The sequence below is a fragment of the Companilactobacillus mindensis DSM 14500 genome, from assembly GCF_001434275.1.
GTDB lineage: Bacteria > Bacillota > Bacilli > Lactobacillales > Lactobacillaceae > Companilactobacillus > Companilactobacillus mindensis.
In genome coordinates this window covers 1-24,965 of record NZ_AZEZ01000095.1, presented here as the reverse complement: position 1 = coordinate 24,965, position 24,965 = coordinate 1, and the positions used below count along the sequence as shown (strand labels likewise).

Genomic DNA, 24,965 nt, shown 5'->3' with positions numbered 1-24,965 from the left:
TTCTGGTAATTTTTTGATTCTCTTAATTTCCGATGTTCTTTTTTGGCTCGATTCATACGACGTGATAGAGTTCTTCGTTCTTTAGATAATCTCTTTTTCATTTTTCGATAAAATCTGGGATTATCGACTACAACATTATTACTTGTAGTAAGGAAGTTCTCAGTATTCAAATCGATTCCAATATTACTACCAGTTTTTATTTTCTGATCAACAAAAGGGGTATCAGAACCGAGTTGAAGTGAAATAAAATATCTGTTACATGGATCCTTACTAATAGTCACAGTTCCAATTCTTATATCCTTTTTATCTCGAAAGATTACTTTGTTATAACCTTTGATTCGCAACGTTCCCAATTTTGGAATCTTGATATGTTTATCATCTAGGAATCTAACTGATCCAGAATAAACATTCATTTTTGATTTCTTTGAATATTGACAGGTGGTTTGGTACTTCTCAGAATAATTCTTTTTATGAAATTTAGGAATACCAGACTTATGAACTTCCCGAAACATCTTCCAAGCCCTCAGGTAACTCATATTCGCGTTAGCTTTGGCCAAACTATCAACTCGTTTGTCTTCCATATATTGATAATGATTAGATAATTCACGAATGTTTTTTCGCTTCGTCAATTCTGAAATCCGATCTTGAGCAATTTTAAGGCTTACTCCAATTTGTTTTAATCGGTATATTTCTTTATCAATGCCGACCAATTTGTTATAAACAGTTCTACTGATATTGGAATTAACATTTATAATATCCTTTTGTTTATTATTTGGATAAATTCTCATCTTGATGCCGTAATGATATTCAAGTTCTGCCATCGATTTCAAACCATTCACCGCCTTTGCAACATGATTATATACGAACTTATGTTCTTACAGCAACCGAAAATCACAAAAAAATTGGCTATCCATCCCACGACTAAAGTCATGGGAATTCCGCCAATTATTTTAAACAAGTTTCATGTTGGTGATTAAAGATTCTGGGCAAATTGTCTTTGGAAAAATACTTTAAATCTAATGTTTCATCATTTTGTGAATTCAAAATTCCTTGGCAGTATTTGACGACAAAAAAGGTAGCGATAGCTTGAGCAACATCCCCATTAGGGTAGTGTTGAATGTGATTGGTTGAAATGCCTAGCAGTGAATCGATGTTGATATGTAGGCCAGTCTCTTCAATAAATTCACGTCGACAGGCACTTTCAGCTGTCTCGCCAAATTCTAAAGCGCTGCCAGGGAGCCCCCACTGATTCAGGTCGGAACGTTTTTGTAGCAAAACTTGGTTTGATTGATTGACTAAGATGCCCCCGGCAAAGTTCAAAATGATGGGCTCGTGGCCAACTTTGTTACGAATGTCTTTAATGCAATCTGCCATTCAAAATTCCTCCAAATTAAAGCGTGCTCTGTCGAAAGACTAATTTAGTAGCCAGTTCAACTCGTTTAGTAACGTGACGTGGATTGGTCAAAATGTCTTGCATCAATTCGGCAGCCATTTTGCCCATTTGATTAGTGGCGACGGAAACGGAACTGAGTTCAGGATTAATATAAGTCGTCAGTGAAGTGTTATTGAAACTGAAGATCTGTACGCGCTCAGGAATGGAAACTTTGGCCTCTTGTAGAGCTTTTAGGGCACCAGCAGCCATCAAATCATTGGCGATAAAAAAGGCGTGTGGCAAATCAGGCAAGGTATCGAGAGCCAGTTTCATTTGATTGTAGCCGGATTGTTTGGTGAAATCTCCCTTGAAACAAAATTTTGGATTGAAGAGTTGGTGATTTTCCATGGCTTGTTTAAAGTTGTCATAGCGATAATCGTGAATTACGCGTAATTTATCAGTCGATATTTCTTCGCCGTAAATCAGACCAATATCGGTAATTTCATCATCAATAAAGTAATCGACAACTTGTTTGATTCCGTAACGAAAGTCAGTGACGATGGTGTCGAAGCCGGCGGAAAATTGGTCGTCGTCGATAAAGACTAAGTTGTGACTTTTTGAAGTCAATTGTTGGACTTGTTCCTGACTGAATTTTCCAACCGCAATCAAGCCGTCGATATCTTTGGGAATGGAATCTAGATCATTGTGGAAGATGCGGATGATTTCAAAACCGTAGGTCAATGCTTGTTGTTCGATGCCTTCACGGATCATCATGTAATAGAGGTCATCTTGTTCTTTGGATTCGGAATACCATTGAACTAGAGCAATTCGTCTTTGAAAACGTGTGTTGCGGTGGTTGGCCTTTTTATAGTTTAATTCAGTGGCGATTTTTAAAATCTTAGTACGAGTTTGATCGGCAACTGAGAGCGTCAGATCGTCATTGAGAACGCGAGAGACTGTGGCTGGTGACACGTTAGCTTTTTTGGCAATATCGCTGAGAGTAGTCATTATTTTAATCCCCCGATGAATTTGTCAAAAGCTTCTTGTCCTTGAGTATCCCATTTGAAGACACCAGCATCTTCAAGTACGCGGGCAAAGACTAAGCCAGTTTCTTTAGCGACGATTTTTTCAACATTGTCAGCGGAAATTGAATATTTGGCTTGCAATTGATCGGCCCAAGTCTTGTGATAGGCCATCATCTTGTTAGGCTGCTTGAGTAGGTAACGTTCGACTTCCTTTAGTTCCGACTTGAGACGGGCTGGCAAAATAGCCCGGCCCATAACTTCAATTAAACCGATATTTTCTTTTTTGATGTGTTGAACATCTTCGTGGGGATGGAAGATGCCGTCAGGGTATGCTTTGGAAGTCTGGTTGTCACGCAAAACAATATCAAGGACATATTCATCCTCTTTACGATAAGCAATCGGTGTCACTGTATGATGATGAATTCCCTTGGTATAGGCTCTGACATCGACTGATTCATCGGAATAATTCATCCAGTTTTCGTGAATTAAAGTGGCAGCTTTTACCAAAGCTTCAGGGTCTTTGCTTTGTAATCTGATGGTTGACATTGGCCATTTGACGATTCCAGCTTTAACACTGGCAACTGGCAGCGTAATTTCTCGTTGAATGGGAGCTTTCATCATTGGAAAGTTGTGCTTGCCGCCTTGATAGTGGTCGTGACTGAGCATGGAGCCACCGACGATAGGTAGATCAGCGTTACTGCCAACAAAATATTGAGGGAATAGGCGAATGAGTTCTAATAAGTTGTTGAAAGTGTGTTGATTGATGATCATTGGTTGGTGCAGTTTGTTCAAGAAAATAGCGTGTTCGTTGAAATAAGCATAAGGCGAATATTGAAAGCCCCAAGTTTGACCACCCAAAGTTAAACGAATGACCCGGTGATTGGAGCGAGCCGGATAACCAAGACGTCCCAAGTAGCCTTCATTTTCAAGGCACAGTTGACATTTAGGGTAGCCAGTCTGCTTAGATTTACCTGCTAAAGCAATCGCTTTGGGATCTTTTTCCGGTTTGGAAAGATTGATAGTGATCTCGATATCGCCGTATTCGGTCGGTACGGAGTAGGCAATGTTTTTGGCAATTGCTTTGACTTTGATATAGTCGTTGTCTTGACTCAGTTGATAAAAGTAATCAGTCGCTGCACTAGGACTCTTTTGATAGAGATTCCAGAACTTCTGATTGACTCTAGAAGGTAAGGGAGTTAAGAAATCCATTAGTTGGTCATTGAGAATTTCTTTTTCAGTCTGATTATCGGTAATCTTTTGATTGACTACGGCAGTTTTGAGCAAAGCAGTCTTTAGATCGTCGTCGATTTGATGGTTGTCATCACCAACTAAGGCACAGATGCGATTGTATAAATAAATACGGTCGAGTTCTTGGTAGTCGTTGTCAGCTTTGATGATTTTGTCGACGAATTGAGTAACGCAGTCCATTAATTTTCCACCTCTGAAAGTTTGATTTCTCTTGGTCCGTCAGCAATTTCGGCAAGGTAAAAGTCAGCTTTGTAGCCGATTTTTTCTTGGTAAAGTTTTCCGACGTTAGTTTCGAAGTTTTCAACTTGATCTTTAGCGACAAAGGCAATGGCGCAGCCACCAAAACCAGCCCCGACCATACGAGCACCGAGAACGCTAGGTTGTTGCCAAGCAGCTTCAACTAAGGTGTCAAGTTCAACACCAGTAACTTCATAGTCGTAGTGAAGTGAAACATGCGAAGCGTTGACCAATTTGCCGAATTCTACTAAGTTGTTCTCTTTCAAGAGTTTGATAGCCTTGAGTGTACGTTGATTTTCGAAAACCGCGTGGCGAGCCCGACGAATCAAAATATCGTCGTTGATCAAATATGAATTGCGGTCGAAGTCGTCGATGGAAAGTTCACCGAGAGATTTGATATTTAGTTTGGTTTGAAGAAGAGCTAAGGCTTTTTCACATTGACTGCGACGCTCGTTGTATTTGGAATCAGCTAGTTCACGGTGTTTGTTAGTGTTCATAATGACGATGACGTGATCGCCAAGTTCAACTGGAGCGTAGTGATATTCCATCGTATTAGTGTCGAGAAGAATGGCTTGATCCTTTTTGCCCATACCGACAGCAAATTCGTCCATGATACCAGAGTTGACGCCGATATATTCGTTCTCATTTTGTTGACCCATTTTGACTAGATCTAATTGGTCGATGCCAAGCTGAAAAACATCATTAGCAATATTTCCCATCAATAATTCGATCGAAGCAGATGATGACAAACCAGCACCGTCAGGTAAATTGCCGTGGATGTAAAGATTGAATCCGTGAGTCAATTTGTAGCCGGCTTTTTGAAGTAAGTAGAGCATCCCTTTAGGATAGTTGGCCCAGTTGTCAGCTTGGTTGTATTCGAGGTCGTCGAGTGTCAAATTTATAACGCCAGTGTCAGGAATGTTGGCTGAATACATTTTGATTTGATTGTCGTCGCGATTGCCGAAAGCAGCGTAAGTTCCCAAACTGATAGCACAAGGAAAGACGTTGCCGCCATTGTAGTCCGTGTGTTCACCAATCAAATTGATCCGACCAGGTGAGAAAAATAACTTTTCAGCAGCTTGATCGAAGATTTTTGCATAGCCTTGTAAAATTTCGTTAGTGTCCATAGTTGATCTCCGTTTTTACTAAATATTTACTAAATAAAATGATAGCGTTTTCCAAAGATTAAAACAAGGTCGATAGATTCAAAAATATTCATAAAATGTTATTATTATAGGCATGGATATACGCAATGGGAAAACGAGGAAAATTTAATGAAAACTGCAGTTGTTACTGATACAGCGTCATACTTAACACCCGAGCAAATTAAAAAATACAACGTTACAGTCTTGCCGATCACAGTCATTTTGGGAGACAAGCAATATAAAGAAACTGAAGAATTAACTGATGCTAAGTTTTATGATTATTTACGCAACGAACCCGAATTACCCACAACGGCGCAAGTTTCAATGGGGCAAATTGAAGAAGCCTATGATCGCCTAGTTTCTGAAGGCTACGATACGATCATTTCAATTCACTTGTCATTAGGAATCACTTCATTCATGGATAATTTACGCATGTTTGTAAAAGAATACGACAAGGCAAAAGTGTATCCATTCGATTCAATGGCTGCTAGTGCCGCAGAAGCTGATCTTGTGATGTTGGCGGGATCATTGGCTCAAAAAGATGTCGACCCCGAAGTCATCATGTCCAAGCTAAGCGACTTGCGTGACTCAACTCAAGTTTACTTTGCCGTAGATGACTTGAAGCACTTGAGCCGAACTGGCCGATTAAGCAACCGCTCAGCTATCATTGGTAGTCTTTTGAACGTGAAACCACTGTTGACCTTCAAGGATGGTAAAATTTACGCCATTGATAAGGAACGGACGATGCACCGCGCTTTTAGAATGATCTCACTTGAAATTCAAAAATATGCAGAAGAACACCCCGATTGGAAATTGCACATTACGATCGTTGACTCTAATAATCGAGAAATGTTAGCTAAGTGGTCGAATGACTTCGCCGAAGTATTCCCAGAAGCTCGCATTTCTCAAAGTCACTTAGGACCAGCTATTAGTGTGCATACTGGTGAAAAAACTATGGGTGTCGTCTGGGATAAGGACTTTGAAAATGAAAACTAGAATTATGATTTATGTTGACGATGTCGATATGAACGTTGAATTTTGGACCGAAGAGTTCGGCGCTCAAGTTGTCGCACGTCAGACAATGAATGGCGGCTACCAAAATGTGATTGTCGGCATCTCCGAAGAAGTTGAGTTGTCGATTTTTCCACGTGATTACATCCGGATTTATTCGCCAGAAGTTTCGGAGAATGTACCTTCATTGATGTTTTTCTCCAATGACTTTGGTCGTTTGCATGATGAGTTGTTGAGTGCGGGAGAGATTACGGAAGTTAATGGTGTTTTGACGTTTAATTTCCAAGATCCTGAGGGTAATTATTTCGTGGTTGCGCAGGAGCAATAATAATTTGAAAAAGTCATCCTAAACTCAATTGGATGACTTTTTTGTATACAATCTTTTAGAAAAATATCTAATTATTAAAAGTAGGCTCTCTAAAATAAACAATTTCATTCAGGGATATATTCAAATATTTCCTCAATCGTTTTACCAAAGACTAACGCTAACTTGAAGCTCAATTCCAAAGTAGGTTGGAAACGTCCAGACTCGATAGAAATGATAGTTTGGCGAGAAACGTGGACCATTTCAGCGAGTTGTTTTTGTGAATATTGATGTTCTTGCCGTAATTTGCGAACTTGATTTTTGATCAATCTTGCCACCTGATTTCTACCATAATTTTCACTCTTAGTGTAAAGGCGACTTTACGTAGATTCAAAAAATTTTATTAATTAAATAGTTATAATATTTATTAATAAATAAATTCATTTGTCGGAAAATTTTTAATTGCTTTTTCGAATCATATCGCATCGAAAATATTTCAAATGGGTTTATAGTATAGTCAAATCGTCAAGAATTACGGTGTTTTTGGAGGTAAGGTCATGGCAAAAATAGTTGGCTACGGTATCTACAAATTAGATATTCCGTTAAAACGACCATTCATTACTAGCATTCGTTCTTCAAGGAATCTCAAAGGAATCCTCTGTAAAGTGGTTTTTGAAGAAGGACAAGTAGGCTGGGGTGAAGCGGCTGAGAATATCAAATTGACAGGTGAGAGTCGTGAAGAAATGTATCGTTTTGCCAAAGATTTTTTTGATGAACATTTGAATGAAGAAGCCGAAGACGTCTTGCTTTCTTTACAACGATTTACTAATCATGTTGCGCCACGTTATGGGATGGAAACGGCTATTTTGGACGCTGCTGCTAAATTCAATCAAACTGAGATCAATGCTGAACTAGGAATTGACGTTAATACGCGCAGATTGAACAACGACACGACTATCAGCATTTTGAATACGCAACAGACGATTGTAGAAACTAAACAAGCATTGAGTGCAGGCTATAAATTTCTCAAATATAAGGTTGATGCTAACGATGTCGAAATGGAACGTATCCTTCAGTTGGAACAGTTGATACCTAGTGACGTTCACATTCGAATCGACCCCAACCAAAGCTGGACGTATGAAAAGACCCTTCGAGCCATTCAAAAACTGGCCGGATCGTCATTGCAAGTGGATTTTATTGAGCAGCCGGTTCAAACGATTATGTATGACGAAATGCATCAATTGAGTTTGAAGTCAGTAATTCCTATCGTGGCCGATGAATCGGTTTTCAGTTTGGAAGATGCCAAAAGAGTGATCGATAATGGCTATGGAACGGCTATTAATATCAAACTGATCAAATGTGGCGGACCATTGGAAGCAGTAGAAATCGCTAAATTTGCTCAAAGACATGGCGTTGACTGTCTTTTTGGCTGCACGACTGAATCAAATATTGCCCTGACGATGGCGGCCTATTTAAGTGCAGGGCTACCAAGTGTCAAAGCAATCGACCTAGATGGACTCGACTATATCGTGGATTCGCCATTTGTTGGTGGCATCAACGATGATAATGGGCAAATTGAAATTCCAGAACAAAACCTAGGTTTAGGAATTGATTTACAAGAATCCAAAGCTGAACAATATGTAAAAGCCTTTTAATTTAAAAATACAACAAAAGCGGCAATATTCATAAATTCGAACATTGCCGCTTTTAAATTATTATTCAGAATCTAAGCAGGCTTGCTCCACTTTCTACATAATTGCCATGGTTAAAACAAATGCGTTCATGACAATATGGCTACCGGCACTGACGTAAATGTTTTCGGATTTAGTATAAATAAACGAGAACCAAAGGCCCATAGCTACGTAGACTAAAAATCTAGTATCTTGGTGCATGAAAGCAAACAAGAAGGCTGAGATGATTGCGGCGATGTAGATATTAGTTGGCTTGACCAAGTTGGCGAAGAAGACTCTTCGGAAAATAATTTCTTCCATGATCGGTGCAGCAATCATCACGTAGATGAAATAATAAGGATAAGCTTTGACCATCAACAACAGACTCATCGTATTGGCTGAACTCGTGCTGTGAAAAATCAATTGGTCGGCGAAACCAATTAAATACTGCAAAGCGATAGCACCGACTGTTCCAACGATGATCCACTGCAGATCATGATTCAAAGTGGTTTTTTCCTCTAAGTCGTTGGGACCGCTCAATTTAACTAAGTAGATCATCAATCCGGCAGCGACGATTGAACCAATAGTTAAGGCGATAAAATAAGGCGAGCCGGTGATTTTCAAGAGCGATAGGATCGTACCTAAACTCAATAATACGATGTAAGTCAGTAGGGTGAAAAACTGATTTTTTTGGTAAGACATAATTTCCTCCATTTTTTTTAAAGGTAAATACTTGCAACTTCACAATATAATGTTAATATAAAACTTGTGATTAGCACAAAGGAACTTCGAGTGCTAAACGATAAAAATAAACTTAAAATATAATCAATCGGAGGAATTCAAATTGTTAAAACCACTTGGAGATAGAGTCATTGTAACAGTCGATAAAGAAGAAGAAAAGACAGTCGGTGGCATTGTTTTAGCAAACAACGCCAAAGAGAAGCCACAAACAGCCGAAGTATTAGCTGTCGGTGATGGTTTAGTTGCTGACGATGGTAAGAAGTTACCTATGAGCATCAAAAAGGGTGACAAGATTCTTTTTGATAAATATGCTGGCTCAACAGTTAAGTATGAAGGTAACGAATATTTGATTCTTCACGAAAAAGACGTCATGGCAATCGTTGACTAATTTATAAATAATAAAATAATTAATAAATTTAAATTAAATATGGAGTGTGAATTTTAAATGGCTAAAGAAATTAAATTTTCAGAAGATGCACGTTCAAAGATGTTGGATGGTGTTAACAAGCTAGCTGATACAGTTAAGACAACTATCGGACCTAAAGGTAGAAACGTTGTCCTTGAAAAGAGTTACGGTGCACCTGAGATTACAAACGATGGTGTTACTATTGCTAAGAGTATCGAACTAGAAGACCACTTCGAAAACATGGGTGCTAACCTTGTTTCAGAAGTTGCTTCAAAGACTAACGATATCGCTGGTGATGGTACTACTACAGCTACTGTTTTGACACAAGCTATCGTTAAGGAAGGTATGAAGAACGTTACAGCCGGTGCTAACCCTGTTGGTATCAGAACTGGTATCGAAGAGGCTACTAAGGCTGCTGTTGATGAACTTCACAACATTTCACACAAAGTTTCTGGCAAGAACGATATTGCTCAAGTAGCTTCAGTTTCATCTGCTAGTGAAGAAACTGGTAAATTAATTGCTGATGCCATGGAAAAAGTTGGTAACGATGGTGTTATCACAATTGAAGAATCAAAGGGTATCGATACAACTCTAGACGTTGTTGAAGGTATGCAATTTGATCGTGGATACATTTCACAATACATGGTTACAGATAACGACAAGATGGAAGCTGACCTCGACAACCCTTACATCTTGATCACAGACAAGAAGATCTCAAACATTCAAGATATCTTGCCATTACTACAAAAGATCGTTCAACAAGGCAAGTCACTACTTATCATTGCTGATGATATTGACGGTGAAGCTTTACCAACACTTGTTTTGAACAAGATCCGTGGTACATTCAACGTTGTTGCTGTTAAGGCTCCTGGCTTTGGTGACCGTCGTAAGGCTCAACTAGAAGATATCGCTACATTAACTGGTGGTACAGTTATTACATCAGACCTTGGTCTTGAACTAAAAGACACAACTATGGATCAATTAGGTTCAGCTGGTAAGGTTACTGTTACAAAGGACAACACAACTATTGTTGAAGGTGCTGGAGACAAGGATGCCATCAAGGACCGTGTTGCAACAATCAAGAAGCAACTAGACGAAACAACTTCAAGCTTCGACAAAGAGAAGCTACAAGAACGTTTGGCTAAACTTGCTGGTGGTGTTGCCGTTGTTAAAGTCGGTGCTGCTACTGAAACAGAATTGAAAGAAAAGAAATACAGAATTGAAGATGCTCTAAATGCCACACGTGCCGCTGTTGAAGAAGGCTACGTTGCTGGTGGTGGTACAGCTTTGATGAATGTTCTTGATAAAGTTACTGCTCTTAAAGAAACAGGCGACGTTCAAACAGGTATCAACATCGTTGCTCGTGCTCTTGAAGAACCACTACGCCAAATCGCTGAAAATGCTGGTATGGAAGGTTCAGTTATCGTTGAACATATCAAGAACGAAAAGAACGAAATTGGTTACAATGCTGCTACAAACAAGTGGGAAAACATGGTTGACGCCGGAATCATCGATCCAACTAAGGTTACACGTTCAGCTCTACAAAACGCAGCCAGTGTTGCTTCACTATTGTTGACAACTGAGGCTGTCGTTGCTGACAAGCCTGATAAGGATGCTCCTGCCGCACCTGCAGCTAACCCTGCAGCCGGTGGTATGGGCGGAATGATGTAATTCATTCTCTAAAATGATGAATAGTTTTAAAAAATAAAGAGCAGTCGATAACTTCCGTCATTGGAATTATCGACTGCTCTTTTTGTATCTAAGCAATGAGCTGGTTCATCTCTTCAAGACTGTGATAAGTGGCCTTGAAGACAGGGCAAACATCGCTAGGGATGGCGTAGTTATTAGTGATTTTAGTTAGTTTGGCAAAGTCAGCAGTTAGATTTTCATCACCGTTAGCAACTTTTTGATCGATGTCGACGTAGATATCTCTAATTTCAAAAACTTCGGGATGATTTCTACCGTGGGCTCTAGTGATGGCTTCCGTATATAAATCTAATTGCTCTTTGTTGGCTGATAAGTAATCTTTGATTTGGGACATATTATTGACCTCGTTTTTATTTGATGAATTGAGTATAAATTAATTATTAAGATAGTTACTTGATTTATATCAAGTCCTGTAACCGTACTTTCAAAAGTTTAAATGCTAAGATTATTTGGTAAACAATGTTGGGAGGCATTTGAATGAAACGTTTGAGTGAAACACAATATTTAGATATTTTGAGAAAATTGATTGCTATCAAATCCGTTAATGATAAGGAAAAAGATGTGGCAACTTATCTGCAAAAGTTATTAGCAGAATACGATATTAAGTCTGAAATTAAGCCAATCCGTGGAAATCGGGCTAATTTGTTCGCTGAAATCGGTAGTGGCAAGCCAGTACTTGGAATCTCCGGTCACATGGATGTCGTTGACCCTGGCAATTTAAAAGATTGGCAAACTGATCCTTTTGAAATGACTGAAAAAGATGGCTTGCTTTATGGCCGTGGCATTACCGATATGAAGTCCGGCTTGGCAGCTTTGATCATCACAATGATTGAATTGCACCAAAATGGACTACCTAAAAAAGGTACGATCCGTTTGATGGCTACGATGGGTGAAGAAGTTGGCGAAGAAGGTTCAAGTTACTTCCTTAAAGATGGCGACATGGATGATGTAGACGGTTTAGTAATTGCAGAACCATCAGGTTATAATATTGGTTACGCCGAAAAAGGTTCAATGGATATTAGGTTCATGTCCCAAGGCAAAGCTAGCCACAGTTCGATGCCTGAGAATGGTTTCAATGCTATCGATGCCTTGATGCAACTGTTGTTGGACGCTAACAAAGTCTTCAGAGATGATAGTATCGGGAAATCGACTATGGGACCATTGATTTTTAATACAACTTTGATCAAAGGTGGTACTCAAGTAAATTCGATCCCTGATTACGCTGAAGCAGAGGCCAACGTCAGAACGATTCCCGAATACGACAATGACAAAGTTATCGCTGAATTGAATAAGCTGATGGATAAATATAATCAACAGGGCGCTCAAATAAGCACTGATATTTATATGAACGAAGGGCCAGTCTTAATGGGTAAGGATAATCCATTGATCCAGCCAACAAAAGACTTGATGCAGCCATATGCGACTGACGAGATTCACGTAGCACCAATTTCACCAGTCACCGATGCTTCTAATCTGGTTCAAGGAAAGACTAAGGACTTCCCATTTATCATTGCTGGACCTGGTAACAATACGCCACACCAAATCAATGAGAGTGTTGATAAACAGATGTACTTTAACTTTATCGATATTTATGAGAAATTATTCATTCAATTTTTGGAAAAATAAAAAGTCCAAATTTTAGATCTAATGATTCGATATTTTATTTATGATAATACTAAAAATGGATCATCCAGCTGATTTCTTGAATTTCATGGTAGTTATACATTTCAGGGAATATCAAAATTGAACGCATATTTTGGCCACCTTTCGCAAGTGTTTCTTTTATTATAGCGAATGAATTTTTTTACATTTCCTATCTATCGCCTAAAAGTATAAAATTGAGTATTGTCGAATAGAAAAATGAGAAGAGAGAAACAAAATGGAGAGTGTTGATTTTGGTCGAAAGATCAATTATGTACCAATGTATATCAGTTGGGGTGCGGGAATTTTAGTAGGCTTATTGTTCTTCATCTTTACTAAAGTGGCCCTGTTGTCAATCATCTTAGGTATTACCGCATTAGTAGTCGTGGCATTGATTTATGCTTGGATGTTGGCGGATTTTTATGGATATTGGGAATTGAGTGAGACAGGAATTAAATATTTCAATTATCAAAATTTCTCGGTCCGATTTCAATCAGTTTTATTTCCTTTTAGCGAAGCAACATCGGAATTCAAATATACGGATGTCAAGAAGTTGACGGTCGTTGTGGGTAAAGATATGAATGCGCCAGCTAACATCTTGGGTGGTTCATTTTATGCGCCTAAGAAAATCATGTTCCACTTACCAACGCCGTATTATTTGGATCTGCAATTAAATGATGGTCGGGAAGTCAATTTGGACTTGTCAGCCGATTGGGAAGATTCTGAGATCATTGAATATGTTATTGCCATTATTTGTTCTGAAGCTGATATTGAAGCCGGTATCGTTAAACAAGAAAATAGTGAAGGCTAAATTTTATAAAGGTCATTTAAAAAAGTCATCCAGCTTGTTAGGAGGTTCTTTTTCAAGTTTGGTTGTTAACTGCCGTCTTCCATGAAATTCTGGTGGACGCTGGAACGCAGTGAGAGCAACTTAGAGCCAATTACAGTTCAAATTGTCTCTAAGCTTGTCTGTCTCTAACCTGGCAAAGGACGCCAGCCAAGAGACTACCACGGCTGAGCATCCACCAGAATTCCATTCCAGACTAAACGGTTTTTTATTTGTTTTACATTAGTAGTGTTAAAATTTTAGAATTTAATGATTCGATACTTTATTTACGATAATACTAAAATAGGTCATCCAGCTGATTTTGGGATGGCCTATTAGTATATCTAAATAATTGTATGTAACCAAACTTGAAAAAGAACCGTTAGGATGACTTTTTTGAATGAAAGATAGAAGTGAATAAGAATCAATTACGGCGTGTCAGAAATCGACCAAGTTATCTTACCAGCGTAGGCTCCAGCTTTGGCATTAGCAGGTACACGTAGTTTCCACTTGTTGAAACGGACATAATCAGTTAAATCATAATTAGTTTGGGGGCCACTAAATCCATCCGCATTGATCGACGTCCCAGTGGTGGAGAGCGGCTGCCAATTGTCACTGCCAGAAGCAGAACCTTGGTTGAGAAAGAGCACGGTGTCATTGGAGTTGACCAATTTTTCGCCATCGCTAGCAATGGCATCGGTATCGTTATCGTAAGCTACCGAAACTTGGAAAGGTGTATCGAGTGTGTGATTGACGATCAAACGACCTTCTGTTTTCACATTAGGAATAATCCGTTCCAAATTGGCAGAGTTGATACTGCCAAAGTCGATTGTTGAAGGAACTTCGACAAAGGAAGTACTTTCCATCGTTTTGGCAATGTTGAGGTCGGCTCTGCTGGAAGGTAAATCGTTGTAAGTTTCATTGGCACTGGTTAAAACGTTCGTCATTATAGCCGTATTTGAAACGGTCTTTTGGTCCATACTTTTTACCTTAGCTTTGAAAGTAACGGTAATGTTACTGTTGTTGACGTGTGAACCTAGGGTGAACCAAAAACTATTAGGATTGTTTACATCAACGTTGACATCTTGTTTTACCCCGCCAACAGTGACGCTTTCAGGGTCAAGTTCTAATCCATCGGGAATGGTATCGGTATAACGAGCACTCTTCATCGAATCAGATCCAATACTGGAGAACTTAGTTTGATATTCAATAATATCGTCTTTTTTACCCTCAGCAGTATCGGTGAAGGCTCCATCAGCATTGGTTGTCGTGTTACGAAGCAGTTTTTTAAACATATATTTGAAGTTTGTCGGTGCAATAGGAATATCAACATCGGCAGTGTACAATTCATTGCCATCGTTAACTTGTAGATTTACACCAGTAAATGTAGCACTGTTAGTTATATTGCCATTCGCATCGCGATTATTTACAGCATCATAGCCAATGAGTGCATCAAAAGTTATGTAATACTTATCTTTATCAGCCAATTGGGCCTTTGTTGGAGTAAAGTCGAGTACGTTTCCATTAACGTTGGAGGGTAGGACTGTTCCTACTTCATGGACAGTCTCTTTATCCACTTGACCACTTCCTGAGCCAGATGTAGTTAGCCCAGTCCATTTGTACTTGACGGAATCAGGATCAATAGTTAATCCATCAGGGAGAGCATCTTGGATACGATTATACGACCAAAGTGATTTTAAACCATTATTTTGGACGGCTAAAGTGAAATGCAGCGTATCACCAATATGATTCAGGCCATCGGCATGAAATGTATCATTAGTATAAGTTTTTGATACTTGAGGCAGTGAGTAACCAGCCAAAGAAGCTCCTAAAGTGGAGGCATAATGCAATGTTTCACCAGGATTAAACTCATCTACTGTATCCCATCTCAATGTATAAGCGGAATCTTGTTTAACATTTTTATCAACAACAGGATAGAGTGTTCCATTGGCAGTTTTACCATAAAGCAAATTAGAACCAGCAGGACGCCCATTATCACCATTGTTAATATTATCAGCGGTAAGATTATAATTTAGATTAGGGGTGGTAATATCACCACCGGCAACAGTTGTAGAACCGATATTTGATTTTCCTTTCATATTCCAACGATCAGGGTCAAAGGTTTTTCCCATATAAGCTGTAAAACCATCAGGAACATCGTTGGTTACGTATAGCTTGGCATTGCTGGTAGAGGGATCTTTGGCACTAAACATGAATAGTCCTTCGTCGTTACCCATGGCATAAAGAGGTACATCATCAACTGCGGGGGATCCGGTTGAGTCGATCGAAGTATCCTCACCGAAATAAATTTGAAATTTAGTTTTCTGAGTCCCACCCTTAGGATTATATAGATACAATTCTCTTTGAACTATCGGAGCACCAGAAGGGGAGGGGCGTAGTAAAATTTTGGCGTATAGATTTTGAGTAGTAAGGTACCCACCTATTTTAAGAGCTACATTACCGTTTTTATCAATACCTGTGAAAAAAACTTTATTTTTTAAGTTGGTTAATATCCCGTAATTTTTAGTATTAAATGCTAAATTACCATTAACATAGGCAAAATCCAGAGATGTGTCAGATGATCTCTCTGGGTAACCACCCGTACCAATGAAAGAATTAGCGGCTTGATGGAGGATTCCGTAATAATAACCGTTTTGGTTAATAAAAATATTTATTTTGGAATTATATAAGTATCCAGTACCGGCCGAACTATCTTTGGTAATAGTGGTGTCACCATTTTGAATCTTATTGCTGGAATTTCTAGCAGCTCCGAAAGTATACCCCAGATAGGCATTTCTACCGATTTTGATCTGACCAATTTGATTAGGCGGAGAATAGGAACTAGATATATGATTCCATTCAGTAATGCCGTCTTGAATGTAGCCAATATTAGTGATGACGTCCTGTTCAGAAACGGCCTTGACTTTAACAAGCGTAGTTTTATTAATAAAAAGAAACAGACAGGTTATTGTGAAGAATAACCATAATATTTTGTGATAAATTTTATACTTGTCCTTCATTATTAATTTCCCCCATAAAAAGTGATGAATTCTCTTATCCACATTATATAGTGAAAATAGTAACAAGATAGTTCAAGATTCAGGCATTTTTCTTTCAGAATATGGGAAACACTTACATAACGGGGATTGCACGTTAAAAAATAAGATATTGAGATTGAATTATTTATATAAATTACAAAATAAAAGAGATGGTGCTAATTGCAAATTGGTTCTTTTTCAAGTTTGGTTGTTCACTGCCGTCTTCCATGAAATCCCGGCGGATTGCTGGAACGCTGTGAGAGCAACTTAGAGCCAATTACGGCTCAAATTGTCTCTAAGCTTGTCTGTCTCTAACCTGGCAGGGTACGCCAGCCAAGAGACTACCACGGCTGAGCATCCGCCGGAATTTCATTCCAGACTAAACAATTTTTTATTTGTTTTACATTAGTAGTGTTAATATTATAGATTCTAATGATTTGATATTTTATTTAAAGCAATACTAAAAAGGTCATCCAGTTGATTTTGGATGACCTTTTTAGTATCTAAATAATTGTATGTAACCCAACCTGAAAAAGTAACCGCAGATTTGCAGTCAGCATCATCTCTTTTTTAGATGATGCTGTTATTTCTTATTTTGATTATGATTGTGGAGTGTCATAAATACTCCAAGTAGATTTGAAATCTCAGCGTTATATTGTGACTGATAGAGAAATAAATGAACCAGGAGTTGGTAAACAAAGATTAGCTGATATTTTGAATAATGATGATCAACGTGTGGTTTATTATCCCCAAACAGCAAATGTCTTCAAGTCAGCCGGATCAGTCAATTATGTTCATGGTGGTGCCTCACTTCAGGAAATGTTAGTACCATTGTTGGAGGTAAAAACGACCTCAAATAGATCACAGGCTGTTGATGTTGAATTGCAACTGATGAGTACAAATAGAAATATTACTTCCCTAGAAGTACCAATACGTTTGTTGCAAGCTAAGCCAATTGATTCGATTTATCGGCCAACGACATATAAAGTTTATTTCCAAAATTCTAATGGTGAGTTGATTTCTGCTAAAACGACAATTAATGCTAATTTAACGGCAGTCAAAGTTGAAGATAGAATGATAGATTTCTCGATTAACTTAATTGATAAACAATATGATAAGAGTAGTAAATATTATTTTGTGATTGAAAATGCTAATACAGGGGATGTAAGTAAAACTGAGTATAGTATGGATATTGCAACGTTTGGAGATTTTGATTTTTAAAAATAAATAAAACTCGATCTCTTCGAAATTGACGAAGCCTTTTTTGAAGATTAAAATATACGACCAGACGTTCGTCTGGTCTTTTTAATTCCCTAAAAAATTGATACAATATCATAGGTAAAGATTGGGGATAAAATATAATGAAAATACTTTTCGTTGGAGACGTCGTAGGCTCCGTTGGTATCAAAGCTATCGAGACATACTTGCCAGAAATCAAGAAGAAAGTTAAGCCACAATTAACGATTGTGAATGGCGAAAATGCCGCTGGTGGCAAGGGTACTAAGGAACCTGACTATCAAAAGATCACGCGGGCTGGTGCTGACGTTGTTACTGGCGGTAACCATACCTGGGATAAACGAGAAATTTTAGAGTTCATCGATGACCCAAAGAAAAATATTCTCCGTCCATATAATTTTCCTGGCGAACACGTTCCTGGACGTGGCTACTTGGAAATCAAAGTAAATACAAAAAAAGTCTACGTCATCAATATGATGGGTACGGCTTTGATGCAACCGATTGACAATCCATTTTTAGAAGCCGATAAGTTATTAAAGAAGTTGGATAAAGATGCAGTCAAATTCGTCGACTTTCACGCGGAAACAACTAGTGAAAAAATTGCCTTTGCTAACTACATGACCGGCCGTGTTTCAGCTGTCTGCGGTACGCACACGCATGTGCAAACTAACGATGCGCAAGTTATCAATAAAGAAACGGCTTATCTAACTGATGTCGGGATGACTGGCTCATACGACGGCATCTTGGGCGACAAGAAAGAACCAATTATCAATCGTTTCTTAACGCAACGTCCTAACAAATTTGACGTTGACGAAGACGGCCGCATGCAGATTGGTTTCGCAGTCATTGATATCAACGACACGACTAATAATGCACGTAGCATTAAAAATTATGTTATTACACCAAACAATCAATCATTTTTGAATTAAAAATGGAGGGAATTCATGCCTCAAAAGACTAGAGAAACACCAATGATGGAGCAATATCTGGAGTATAAGAAACAATACCCAGATGCTTTTTTGTTATATCGTGTTGGTGATTTTTATGAAATGTTTTATGACGATGCCGTCAAAGGTTCACAGATCTTGGAATTGACATTAACGGCCCGCAATAAAAAAGCCGGTGAAAACATCCCTATGTGTGGGGTGCCGCACCGAGCAATCGAAGGCTACATCGATACTTTAGTAGATAAGGGTTATAAAGTTGCGGTCTGCGATCAATTGGAAAATCCCGCCGACGCTGAAGGCAAGATGGTCAAACGGGGCGTAACACGTGTGGTTACTCCTGGTACGATCATGGATAAGTCCGACCAATCAAAGGACAACAACTACATTACGGCCATCACCTCTAGAAAAAATACCTTTGGTTTAGCGTACGCTGATCTATCCACTGGTGAAGTGAAGGTCACAACGGTTGAAAATCAACTGGATCTGACGAACGAATTACAAAATTTGGATACCAAAGAAACGGTTGTTTCTGGCAGTTTTCCCCAAAAATACCTCGAACGTTTGCGCAAATATGGCATCTTGATCTCCAAACTCGATGAATTGGAAGATAATTACAGTTTTGATTTCTCGCAAGTTCAATCTGACGATGAAGTTTCAACGGTCAAACTGTTGATCAGTTATTTGATTAAGACGCAGATGCGTTCGTTGGACCACTTGAAAGCTGCTCAGTCGTATGAGACGTCATCATATTTGTTGATGGACCATTCGGCCCAAAGCAACCTCGAATTGTTCAAGAATATCCGCACGAATAAGAAATCAGGAACGTTGTTGTGGCTTTTGGATGAGACAAAAACTGCCATGGGGAGTCGTCTGCTCAAGCAGTGGCTAGCTCGTCCGTTGATTTCAGTTGAGAAATTAAAACGGCGCCAACATTTTGTGCAAGTCTTTTTGGATAATTATTTCCAAAGATCTTCTTTCCAAGATTACTTAACTAAGGTTTACGATTTGGAACGTTTGGCTGGTCGAGTAGCCTATGGAACTGTTAATGGCCGTGACTTGATCCAACTGAAAACGTCTTTGGAACAAATCCCTGAGATCAAATCGATCCTGCTAGATATTGGTGACGATGAATTGACGCACTTTGTCGAACAGATCGATGAGGTGGCTGATATTCGTGACTTGATCGAGAAAGCTATCGTTGAAGAAGCACCGATTTCGGTCACTGGTGGCGGTTTGATCAAAGAAGGCTACAATGACCAACTCGACAAATATCTCGACGCTTCCAAGAATGGTAAGCAATGGTTAGCTAGTTTGAAGGCCAAGGAACAAGAAATGACCGGCATCAACAATTTAAAGATTGGCTACAACAAGGTCTTTGGTTACTATATTGAAGTCAGTCGTGCTAATATCGATAAAGTTCCCGAAGATCGTTATCAAAGAAAACAAACTTTAGTCAACGCTGAAAGATACATCACGCCTGAATTGAAGGATAAAGAAAGCTTGATCCTAGAGGCCGAAGAAAAATCCAAGAGTTTGGAATATCATCTGTTTGATGAGATCAGAAAACAAATCAAAGACCAAATTCGGCGGATTCAAGGATTGGCTAATATAGTTTCACAGTTGGACGTCTTGCAGAGTTTTGCGGTCATCAGTGAAGAATATCACTACGTAGCGCCTGAATTTATCAAAGAACACGAATTGCAGATCACCAACGGACGCCACCCAGTAGTGGAAAAAGTTTTGAGTAACAACAGCTACATCCCTAACGACGTCAATTTTGACGACAAGACTGATATTTTATTGATCACAGGTCCAAATATGTCTGGTAAAAGTACTTATATGCGTCAGATGGCTTTGATCGTTATCATGGCGCAGATTGGTTGTTTCGTACCAGCGGACAGTGCTAAGATGCCAATTTTTGATCACATCTTTACTCGAATTGGGGCAGCGGATGATTTGATCTCTGGTGACAGTACGTTCATGGTAGAAATGCGTGAAGCTAACGATGCGTTGAAGAACGCTACACCAAACAGTTTGATCATCTTTGATGAAATTGGCCGTGGGACGGCTACTTATGATGGTATGGCTTTGGCACAAGCAATTATTGAATACATCGACCGCCACGTTAAAGCAATGACGTTATTCTCAACGCACTATCACGAGTTAACTGAGTTGGAAGCGCAGTTGCCAGGTTTGCGCAATGTTCACGTTGATGCGTCAGAAGAAAATGGCGACTTAGTCTTCTTGCACAAAGTTTTACCTGGACCAGCTGACAAATCATACGGTATTCACGTGGCTAAATTAGCCGGCTTGCCAACTGACGTTTTGAATCGGGCTAGCAAAATCTTGAGCAGTCTGGAAGAGACATCTGTTCACACGACGACTTCCGACAGTATTAAGGAACCTACTGTTTTAACAACTGAGAAAGAACCAGTTCAAGCAACAGCGGTTCAATCAAAGGAAGAGACGGCTGAACCGGAAGTAAATGATGATACGCAGTTGTCATTGTTCCCTGAGACGCCTAAACAAACTAAAAAATTATCAACTAAAGAAACACAAGTAATCAAAGAGATCGGCGACCAAGACCTAATGGGTATCACACCGATCGAAGCCATTAATTTACTGTACAAATGGCAAAAGAAACTTAAATAAAAGAAGGTGGAAATGTGGGCATTATTCATGAATTACCAGTTGAATTGAGTAACCAGATCGCGGCTGGGGAAGTTATTGAACGCCCCGCATCAGTCGTAAAAGAGCTGGTGGAAAATTCCATCGATGCGCAAGCTACACAAGTATTGATCACGGTCAAACAGGCCGGTTTAAAGTTTATTGAAGTTAATGATAATGGAAAGGGGATTTCAGCAGATGATGTTGAGGTCGCCTTTTTACCGCATACGACTAGTAAAATCGCGGATGATCACGACTTGTTCAATATCAAAACTTTGGGTTTTCGTGGTGAAGCTTTAGCAAGTATCGCATCAGTTTCTAAACTGACAGTCTTATCAAGTACCGACGGTAAGTCAGCAATCAAGGCCAAGTTCTCAGGCAACGAACTGATCAAAAAGGAAACCTTTGCCCGCTCGAAGGGTACGACTATGACGGTCGAAGATTTGTTCTTCAATACGCCAGCACGGTTGAAATACGTTAAGTCTTTGCACACAGAACTCAACAAGATCGTTGATATTGTCGACCGCTTAGCCATGGGACATCCCGAGATATCTTTTCGTTTGATACATGAAGGTAAAGACTTGGTCTGGACTTCTGGCAACAACAATTTACAACAGACGATTGCCGGAATCTATGGCCGAATGGTCGCTAGTCATATGTTGGAGTTTGAAAATTCTGACCCCGACTATGAGATCAGAGGTTTCTTCTCTAAACCGGATACGACGCGTTCCAACCGCAATTACGTTTCAATCATTTTGAATGGACGCTATATCAAAAACTTCCAACTAACTACCGCAATTATTCGTGGCTATGGTTCCAAGTTGATGGTCGCTAGATTTCCAATTGCGGTGATCGACATCAAAATGGATCCCAGTCTAGTCGATATCAACGTTCACCCAACTAAACAAGAAGTACGCCTATCCAACGAAGGGCACATCGGTGACTTGATCAGTGAAGGTATCAAGAATCGGCTTTCGGGTCAAAACTTGATTCCGGATGCGGTCAAAAATCTTGGCAGAACGTCTTCAGTCGCTAAGGCAGTCACGTATAAGCCAGAACAAATCAGTTTGGGCGAAGTAGAACAGATCGACAAGATCGACATGGCTTTGTCCAATACGATCAAAGAACCGACAACACTTCAGACGCCAACTAAAGTTTCTACGCCAACGCCGCAAAAACCAACCCGCGTGGAAACACCAATGACTGGCGTACCGATTTTTACAGACCCTAAGCATCTTCAAAAGTGGGATGACCGCTTGAAAAAAGAGCACGATCAACAAGTCAAAGTAGTCGAAGATACGCAAAAAGAAACTGACCAGCCAACTGAAGCGCCGATTTCAACAACGAATGATGACGCCGGTTTTCCAGATCTGCGTTATATTGGTCAGATCCACGGAACGTATTTAGTCGCTGAGAGTGCGGACGGCTTTTATTTGATCGATCAACATGCTGCTCAAGAGCGGGTCAATTACGAGTATTATCGTAAAGAAATCGGCAAAGTTTCTAACGACCAACAGAAATTGTTAGTACCGATCGTTTTGGATTATCCTAATTCGGAAAGTATTTTGATCAAAGAAAAGAAACCAGTTTTGGAAAGTATTGGCTTGTATTTGGATGATTTTGGCCAGAACAGTTTTGTCGTCAATACGCATCCAACCTGGTTTGTTGAAGGTCAAGAGGAGTCGACAATCAAAGAGATGGTTGACTATGTGCTAAATGATTCTAAAATCAGTGTTGCCAGTTTCCGTGAAAAGAACGCTATTATGATGAGCTGCAAACGAGCTATCAAGGCTAATCATCATATCGACGACCGTGAGGCGGTTCAGTTGTTGCATAATTTGACTAAAGCAGAGAATCCTTACAATTGTCCACACGGTCGACCAGTTTTGGTAGAATTCAGCAACAAGGACTTGGAAAAAATGTTTAAGAGAATCCAAGACTCACATGATACAAGAGAGAGTGAGTAATAACGCATTTTCAGTTATTAGGAACTCATTTAATGAGAGAGTGAATAAGAGTATGTTTGAATATTTAAATGGTTTGATTTCGGCAGTAACCCCTTCATATATCGTGGTGGATGTCAGTGGTGTAGGATATAAAGTTCAAGTTGCTAATCCTTATCGCTATGAAGAAAATAGTGAGACTAAAGTTTATGTTGAACAGATCGTCCGTGATAACGAGCAGTCTTTGTACGGATTCTATGATCTGAACGAAAAGAACATCTTTCTACATTTGATCAGCGTCTCCGGTATCGGACCTAAGAGTGCGCTCGCTATTTTAGCGGGTCAAGATCTGCAAGGTTTGATCCATGCGATTGAGAATGATGATGTGAAGTTTTTGACGAAGTTTCCTAAAATTGGAAAGAAAACGGCGCAACAAATTATTTTGGATCTGTCTGGCAAATTTACCGCTGAAGGTCAGATGACTTTAGGCGAAGCTCCAGTTGTCTTCAGTTCGGGCAATCAAGAATTGGAAGATGGCTTGGCTGCCTTGGATTCATTGGGCTACTCAGCTAAAGAGATCAGTAAAGTTAAATCACAACTTGAAAAGACCAACCTCAAGAGTGCGGACGAATATCTCCGTGCGGGGTTAAAATTATTGAGTAAGTAAAAGTTATTGAAAAGAGAAGGGAGTGTTAATTATCGCAACGAATGAAAATGATAACGACCGTCTGACGGATGCCGATTCACTTGATGACATTGAAGACGTGGTTGAACAAACGCTCCGTCCGCAAACCTTTGACCAGTATTTGGGTCAAGAAAAAGCTAAAAAAGAACTCGACATCTATATCAAAGCGGCTAAACAGCGTCAGCAAACGCTAGATCACGTCTTGTTATATGGCCCTCCTGGGTTAGGTAAAACTACTTTGGCTATGATCATCGCTAATGAAATGGGCGTCAATATTCACACGACTACCGGCCCTTCAATTGAAAAATCGGGCGATCTTGTGGCGGTGTTGGATGAATTGGAACCAGGCGACGTCTTGTTTATTGATGAAATTCACCGTATGCCACGTGCCGTTGAAGAAGTGCTCTATTCAGCAATGGAAGACTTCTACATCGACATTATCGTCGGTCAAGGCAGTGAATCACGGTCCTTGCATCATCAATTAGTACCATATACATTGATCGGTGCGACGACTGCGGCCGGAAAACTTTCAGCACCTTTGCGTGATCGGTTTGGAATTGTTGAGCGAATGGAGTACTATACCATAGATGAATTGTCTAAGATTGTTTTCCGTTCAGCCAGTGTTTTGAATATCAATGTCGACGAAGAAGGGGCGCATGAGATTGCTCGCCGTTCGCGTGGGACGCCTAGAATTGCCAACCGTCTTTTGAAGCGGGTGCGTGACTTTGCGCAAGTTGATAATAAAGATACCATCGATTATGACGTGGCCGAGTCAGCTTTGAACCAACTGCAAGTTGATGACGCCGGACTTGATCATATCGACCGTCGAATTTTGGAAATGATCATTGAATTGTACAATGGTGGTCCAGTCGGTTTGAAAGTTATTGCCGCTAATATTGGTGAAGAGCAAGAAACAATTGAAGAAGTTTATGAACCATATCTAATGCAAATGGGATTCCTGAAGCGAACTGCTAAGGGTCGTGTTGTAACGAGAAAAGGTTATGAACACATGGGGTTGCCATACCCTGAAAAAAACGAGTAAAGCGATTTGCTCGTTTTGGTGTAGTGCGCCCGGCATGGGCGCTAACTTGGTGGCGAAAGTCCACTGTGAGCCGT

Annotated in this window: 22 protein-coding genes; 13 read left to right on the top strand and 9 right to left on the bottom strand. The window is 39.6% G+C overall.

Going from position 1 to position 24,965, the window contains the following annotated elements; genetic code table 11:
- The 5 genes from FD29_RS09170 to FD29_RS09150 all read right to left on the bottom strand — a co-directional run.
- Nucleotides 1-830, bottom strand: an 830-nt coding sequence (locus tag FD29_RS09170; protein WP_420834654.1) for an RNA-guided endonuclease InsQ/TnpB family protein, incomplete at its 3' end; no start/stop codon positions are given.
- A 115-nt stretch (nt 831-945) separates the two neighbouring features.
- Nucleotides 946-1,374, bottom strand: a complete 429-nt coding sequence (locus FD29_RS09165) for an NUDIX hydrolase (RefSeq protein WP_057888642.1) — start codon at nt 1,372-1,374, stop codon at nt 946-948.
- A 16-nt stretch (nt 1,375-1,390) separates the two neighbouring features.
- On the bottom strand, nt 1,391-2,383 hold the full coding sequence (locus FD29_RS09160; protein WP_057888641.1) for a LacI family DNA-binding transcriptional regulator: 993 nt from the start codon (nt 2,381-2,383) through the stop codon (nt 1,391-1,393).
- On the bottom strand, nt 2,380-3,825 hold the full coding sequence (locus FD29_RS09155; RefSeq protein WP_057888640.1) for a UDP-glucose--hexose-1-phosphate uridylyltransferase: 1,446 nt from the start codon (nt 3,823-3,825) through the stop codon (nt 2,380-2,382). Before FD29_RS09155 ends, FD29_RS09160 begins: the two co-directional genes overlap by 4 nt.
- The gene (locus FD29_RS09150) at nt 3,825-5,009 is read right to left on the bottom strand and encodes a galactokinase (protein WP_057888639.1); all 1,185 of its coding nucleotides are present in this window, start codon (nt 5,007-5,009) and stop codon (nt 3,825-3,827) included. Before FD29_RS09150 ends, FD29_RS09155 begins: the two co-directional genes overlap by 1 nt.
- Nucleotides 5,010-5,156: 147 nt before the next feature.
- Between FD29_RS09150 and FD29_RS09145 the strand changes: the two genes are divergently transcribed.
- Nucleotides 5,157-6,023, top strand: coding sequence for a DegV family protein (locus tag FD29_RS09145; protein ID WP_057888638.1), 867 nt, complete (start codon nt 5,157-5,159; stop codon nt 6,021-6,023).
- Nucleotides 6,013-6,366, top strand: coding sequence for a VOC family protein (locus FD29_RS09140; RefSeq protein WP_057888637.1), 354 nt, complete (start codon nt 6,013-6,015; stop codon nt 6,364-6,366). Before FD29_RS09145 ends, FD29_RS09140 begins: the two co-directional genes overlap by 11 nt.
- A gap of 104 nt (nt 6,367-6,470) precedes the next feature.
- Here the strand turns inward: FD29_RS09140 and FD29_RS09135 are convergent, their stop codons facing one another.
- Complete coding sequence (locus FD29_RS09135) at nt 6,471-6,671, bottom strand: helix-turn-helix transcriptional regulator (RefSeq protein WP_235804295.1); 201 nt, start codon at nt 6,669-6,671, stop codon at nt 6,471-6,473.
- 228 nt (nt 6,672-6,899) lie between these two features.
- On the opposite strand from FD29_RS09135, the gene FD29_RS09130 reads away from it, so the two are divergent.
- Nucleotides 6,900-7,997 carry a mandelate racemase/muconate lactonizing enzyme family protein gene (locus FD29_RS09130; RefSeq protein ID WP_057888635.1) on the top strand — a complete coding sequence of 366 codons (1,098 nt, stop codon included), beginning with the start codon at nt 6,900-6,902 and terminating at the stop codon, nt 7,995-7,997.
- A gap of 93 nt (nt 7,998-8,090) precedes the next feature.
- Here the strand turns inward: FD29_RS09130 and FD29_RS09125 are convergent, their stop codons facing one another.
- Nucleotides 8,091-8,714 carry a CPBP family intramembrane glutamic endopeptidase gene (locus FD29_RS09125; RefSeq protein WP_057888634.1) on the bottom strand — a complete coding sequence of 208 codons (624 nt, stop codon included), beginning with the start codon at nt 8,712-8,714 and terminating at the stop codon, nt 8,091-8,093.
- Nucleotides 8,715-8,856: 142 nt separating this feature from the next.
- On the opposite strand from FD29_RS09125, the gene groES reads away from it, so the two are divergent.
- Both groES and groL read left to right on the top strand, forming a co-directional pair.
- The gene (gene groES, locus FD29_RS09120; RefSeq protein WP_057888633.1) at nt 8,857-9,141 is read left to right on the top strand and encodes a co-chaperone GroES; all 285 of its coding nucleotides are present in this window, start codon (nt 8,857-8,859) and stop codon (nt 9,139-9,141) included.
- Nucleotides 9,142-9,198: 57 nt separating this feature from the next.
- The gene (gene groL, locus FD29_RS09115) at nt 9,199-10,830 is read left to right on the top strand and encodes a chaperonin GroEL (RefSeq protein WP_057888632.1); all 1,632 of its coding nucleotides are present in this window, start codon (nt 9,199-9,201) and stop codon (nt 10,828-10,830) included.
- An 88-nt stretch (nt 10,831-10,918) separates the two neighbouring features.
- On the opposite strand, the gene FD29_RS09110 is transcribed toward groL, so the two are convergent.
- A complete protein-coding gene (locus tag FD29_RS09110; protein ID WP_057888631.1) occupies nt 10,919-11,200 on the bottom strand; it encodes a hypothetical protein in 282 nt (93 codons plus the stop codon).
- Nucleotides 11,201-11,343: 143 nt separating this feature from the next.
- Here FD29_RS09110 and FD29_RS09105 point away from each other — a divergent pair, with 143 nt between their 5' ends.
- Together FD29_RS09105 and FD29_RS09100 are read left to right on the top strand one after the other, a co-directional pair.
- Nucleotides 11,344-12,492: an ArgE/DapE family deacylase gene (locus tag FD29_RS09105; RefSeq protein WP_057888630.1), complete on the top strand. Its 1,149-nt coding sequence runs from the start codon at nt 11,344-11,346 to the stop codon at nt 12,490-12,492.
- A 253-nt stretch (nt 12,493-12,745) separates the two neighbouring features.
- Complete coding sequence (locus FD29_RS09100) at nt 12,746-13,318, top strand: hypothetical protein (RefSeq protein WP_057888629.1); 573 nt, start codon at nt 12,746-12,748, stop codon at nt 13,316-13,318.
- 443 nt (nt 13,319-13,761) lie between these two features.
- Here the strand turns inward: FD29_RS09100 and FD29_RS09095 are convergent, their stop codons facing one another.
- Nucleotides 13,762-16,353, bottom strand: coding sequence for an isopeptide-forming domain-containing fimbrial protein (locus FD29_RS09095; RefSeq protein ID WP_057888628.1), 2,592 nt, complete (start codon nt 16,351-16,353; stop codon nt 13,762-13,764).
- 654 nt (nt 16,354-17,007) lie between these two features.
- Here FD29_RS09095 and FD29_RS09090 point away from each other — a divergent pair.
- From FD29_RS09090 to ruvB, 6 genes are all read left to right on the top strand, one after another.
- Nucleotides 17,008-17,592 carry a PglZ domain-containing protein gene (locus FD29_RS09090; RefSeq protein ID WP_057888627.1) on the top strand — a complete coding sequence of 195 codons (585 nt, stop codon included), beginning with the start codon at nt 17,008-17,010 and terminating at the stop codon, nt 17,590-17,592.
- Between the two features lie 140 nt (nt 17,593-17,732).
- The gene (locus FD29_RS09085) at nt 17,733-18,536 is read left to right on the top strand and encodes a TIGR00282 family metallophosphoesterase (protein ID WP_057888626.1); all 804 of its coding nucleotides are present in this window, start codon (nt 17,733-17,735) and stop codon (nt 18,534-18,536) included.
- 15 nt (nt 18,537-18,551) lie between these two features.
- On the top strand, nt 18,552-21,206 hold the full coding sequence (gene mutS, locus FD29_RS09080; protein WP_057888625.1) for a DNA mismatch repair protein MutS: 2,655 nt from the start codon (nt 18,552-18,554) through the stop codon (nt 21,204-21,206).
- Between the two features lie 14 nt (nt 21,207-21,220).
- On the top strand, nt 21,221-23,188 hold the full coding sequence (gene mutL, locus FD29_RS09075) for a DNA mismatch repair endonuclease MutL (protein ID WP_057888624.1): 1,968 nt from the start codon (nt 21,221-21,223) through the stop codon (nt 23,186-23,188).
- A gap of 52 nt (nt 23,189-23,240) precedes the next feature.
- Entirely contained in the window at nt 23,241-23,831 is a 591-nt protein-coding gene (gene ruvA / locus FD29_RS09070) for a Holliday junction branch migration protein RuvA (RefSeq protein ID WP_057888623.1), read from the top strand.
- Between the two features lie 31 nt (nt 23,832-23,862).
- Nucleotides 23,863-24,891, top strand: a complete 1,029-nt coding sequence (ruvB, locus tag FD29_RS09065) for a Holliday junction branch migration DNA helicase RuvB (RefSeq protein ID WP_057888720.1) — start codon at nt 23,863-23,865, stop codon at nt 24,889-24,891.
- Nucleotides 24,892-24,965 lie beyond the last annotated feature (74 nt).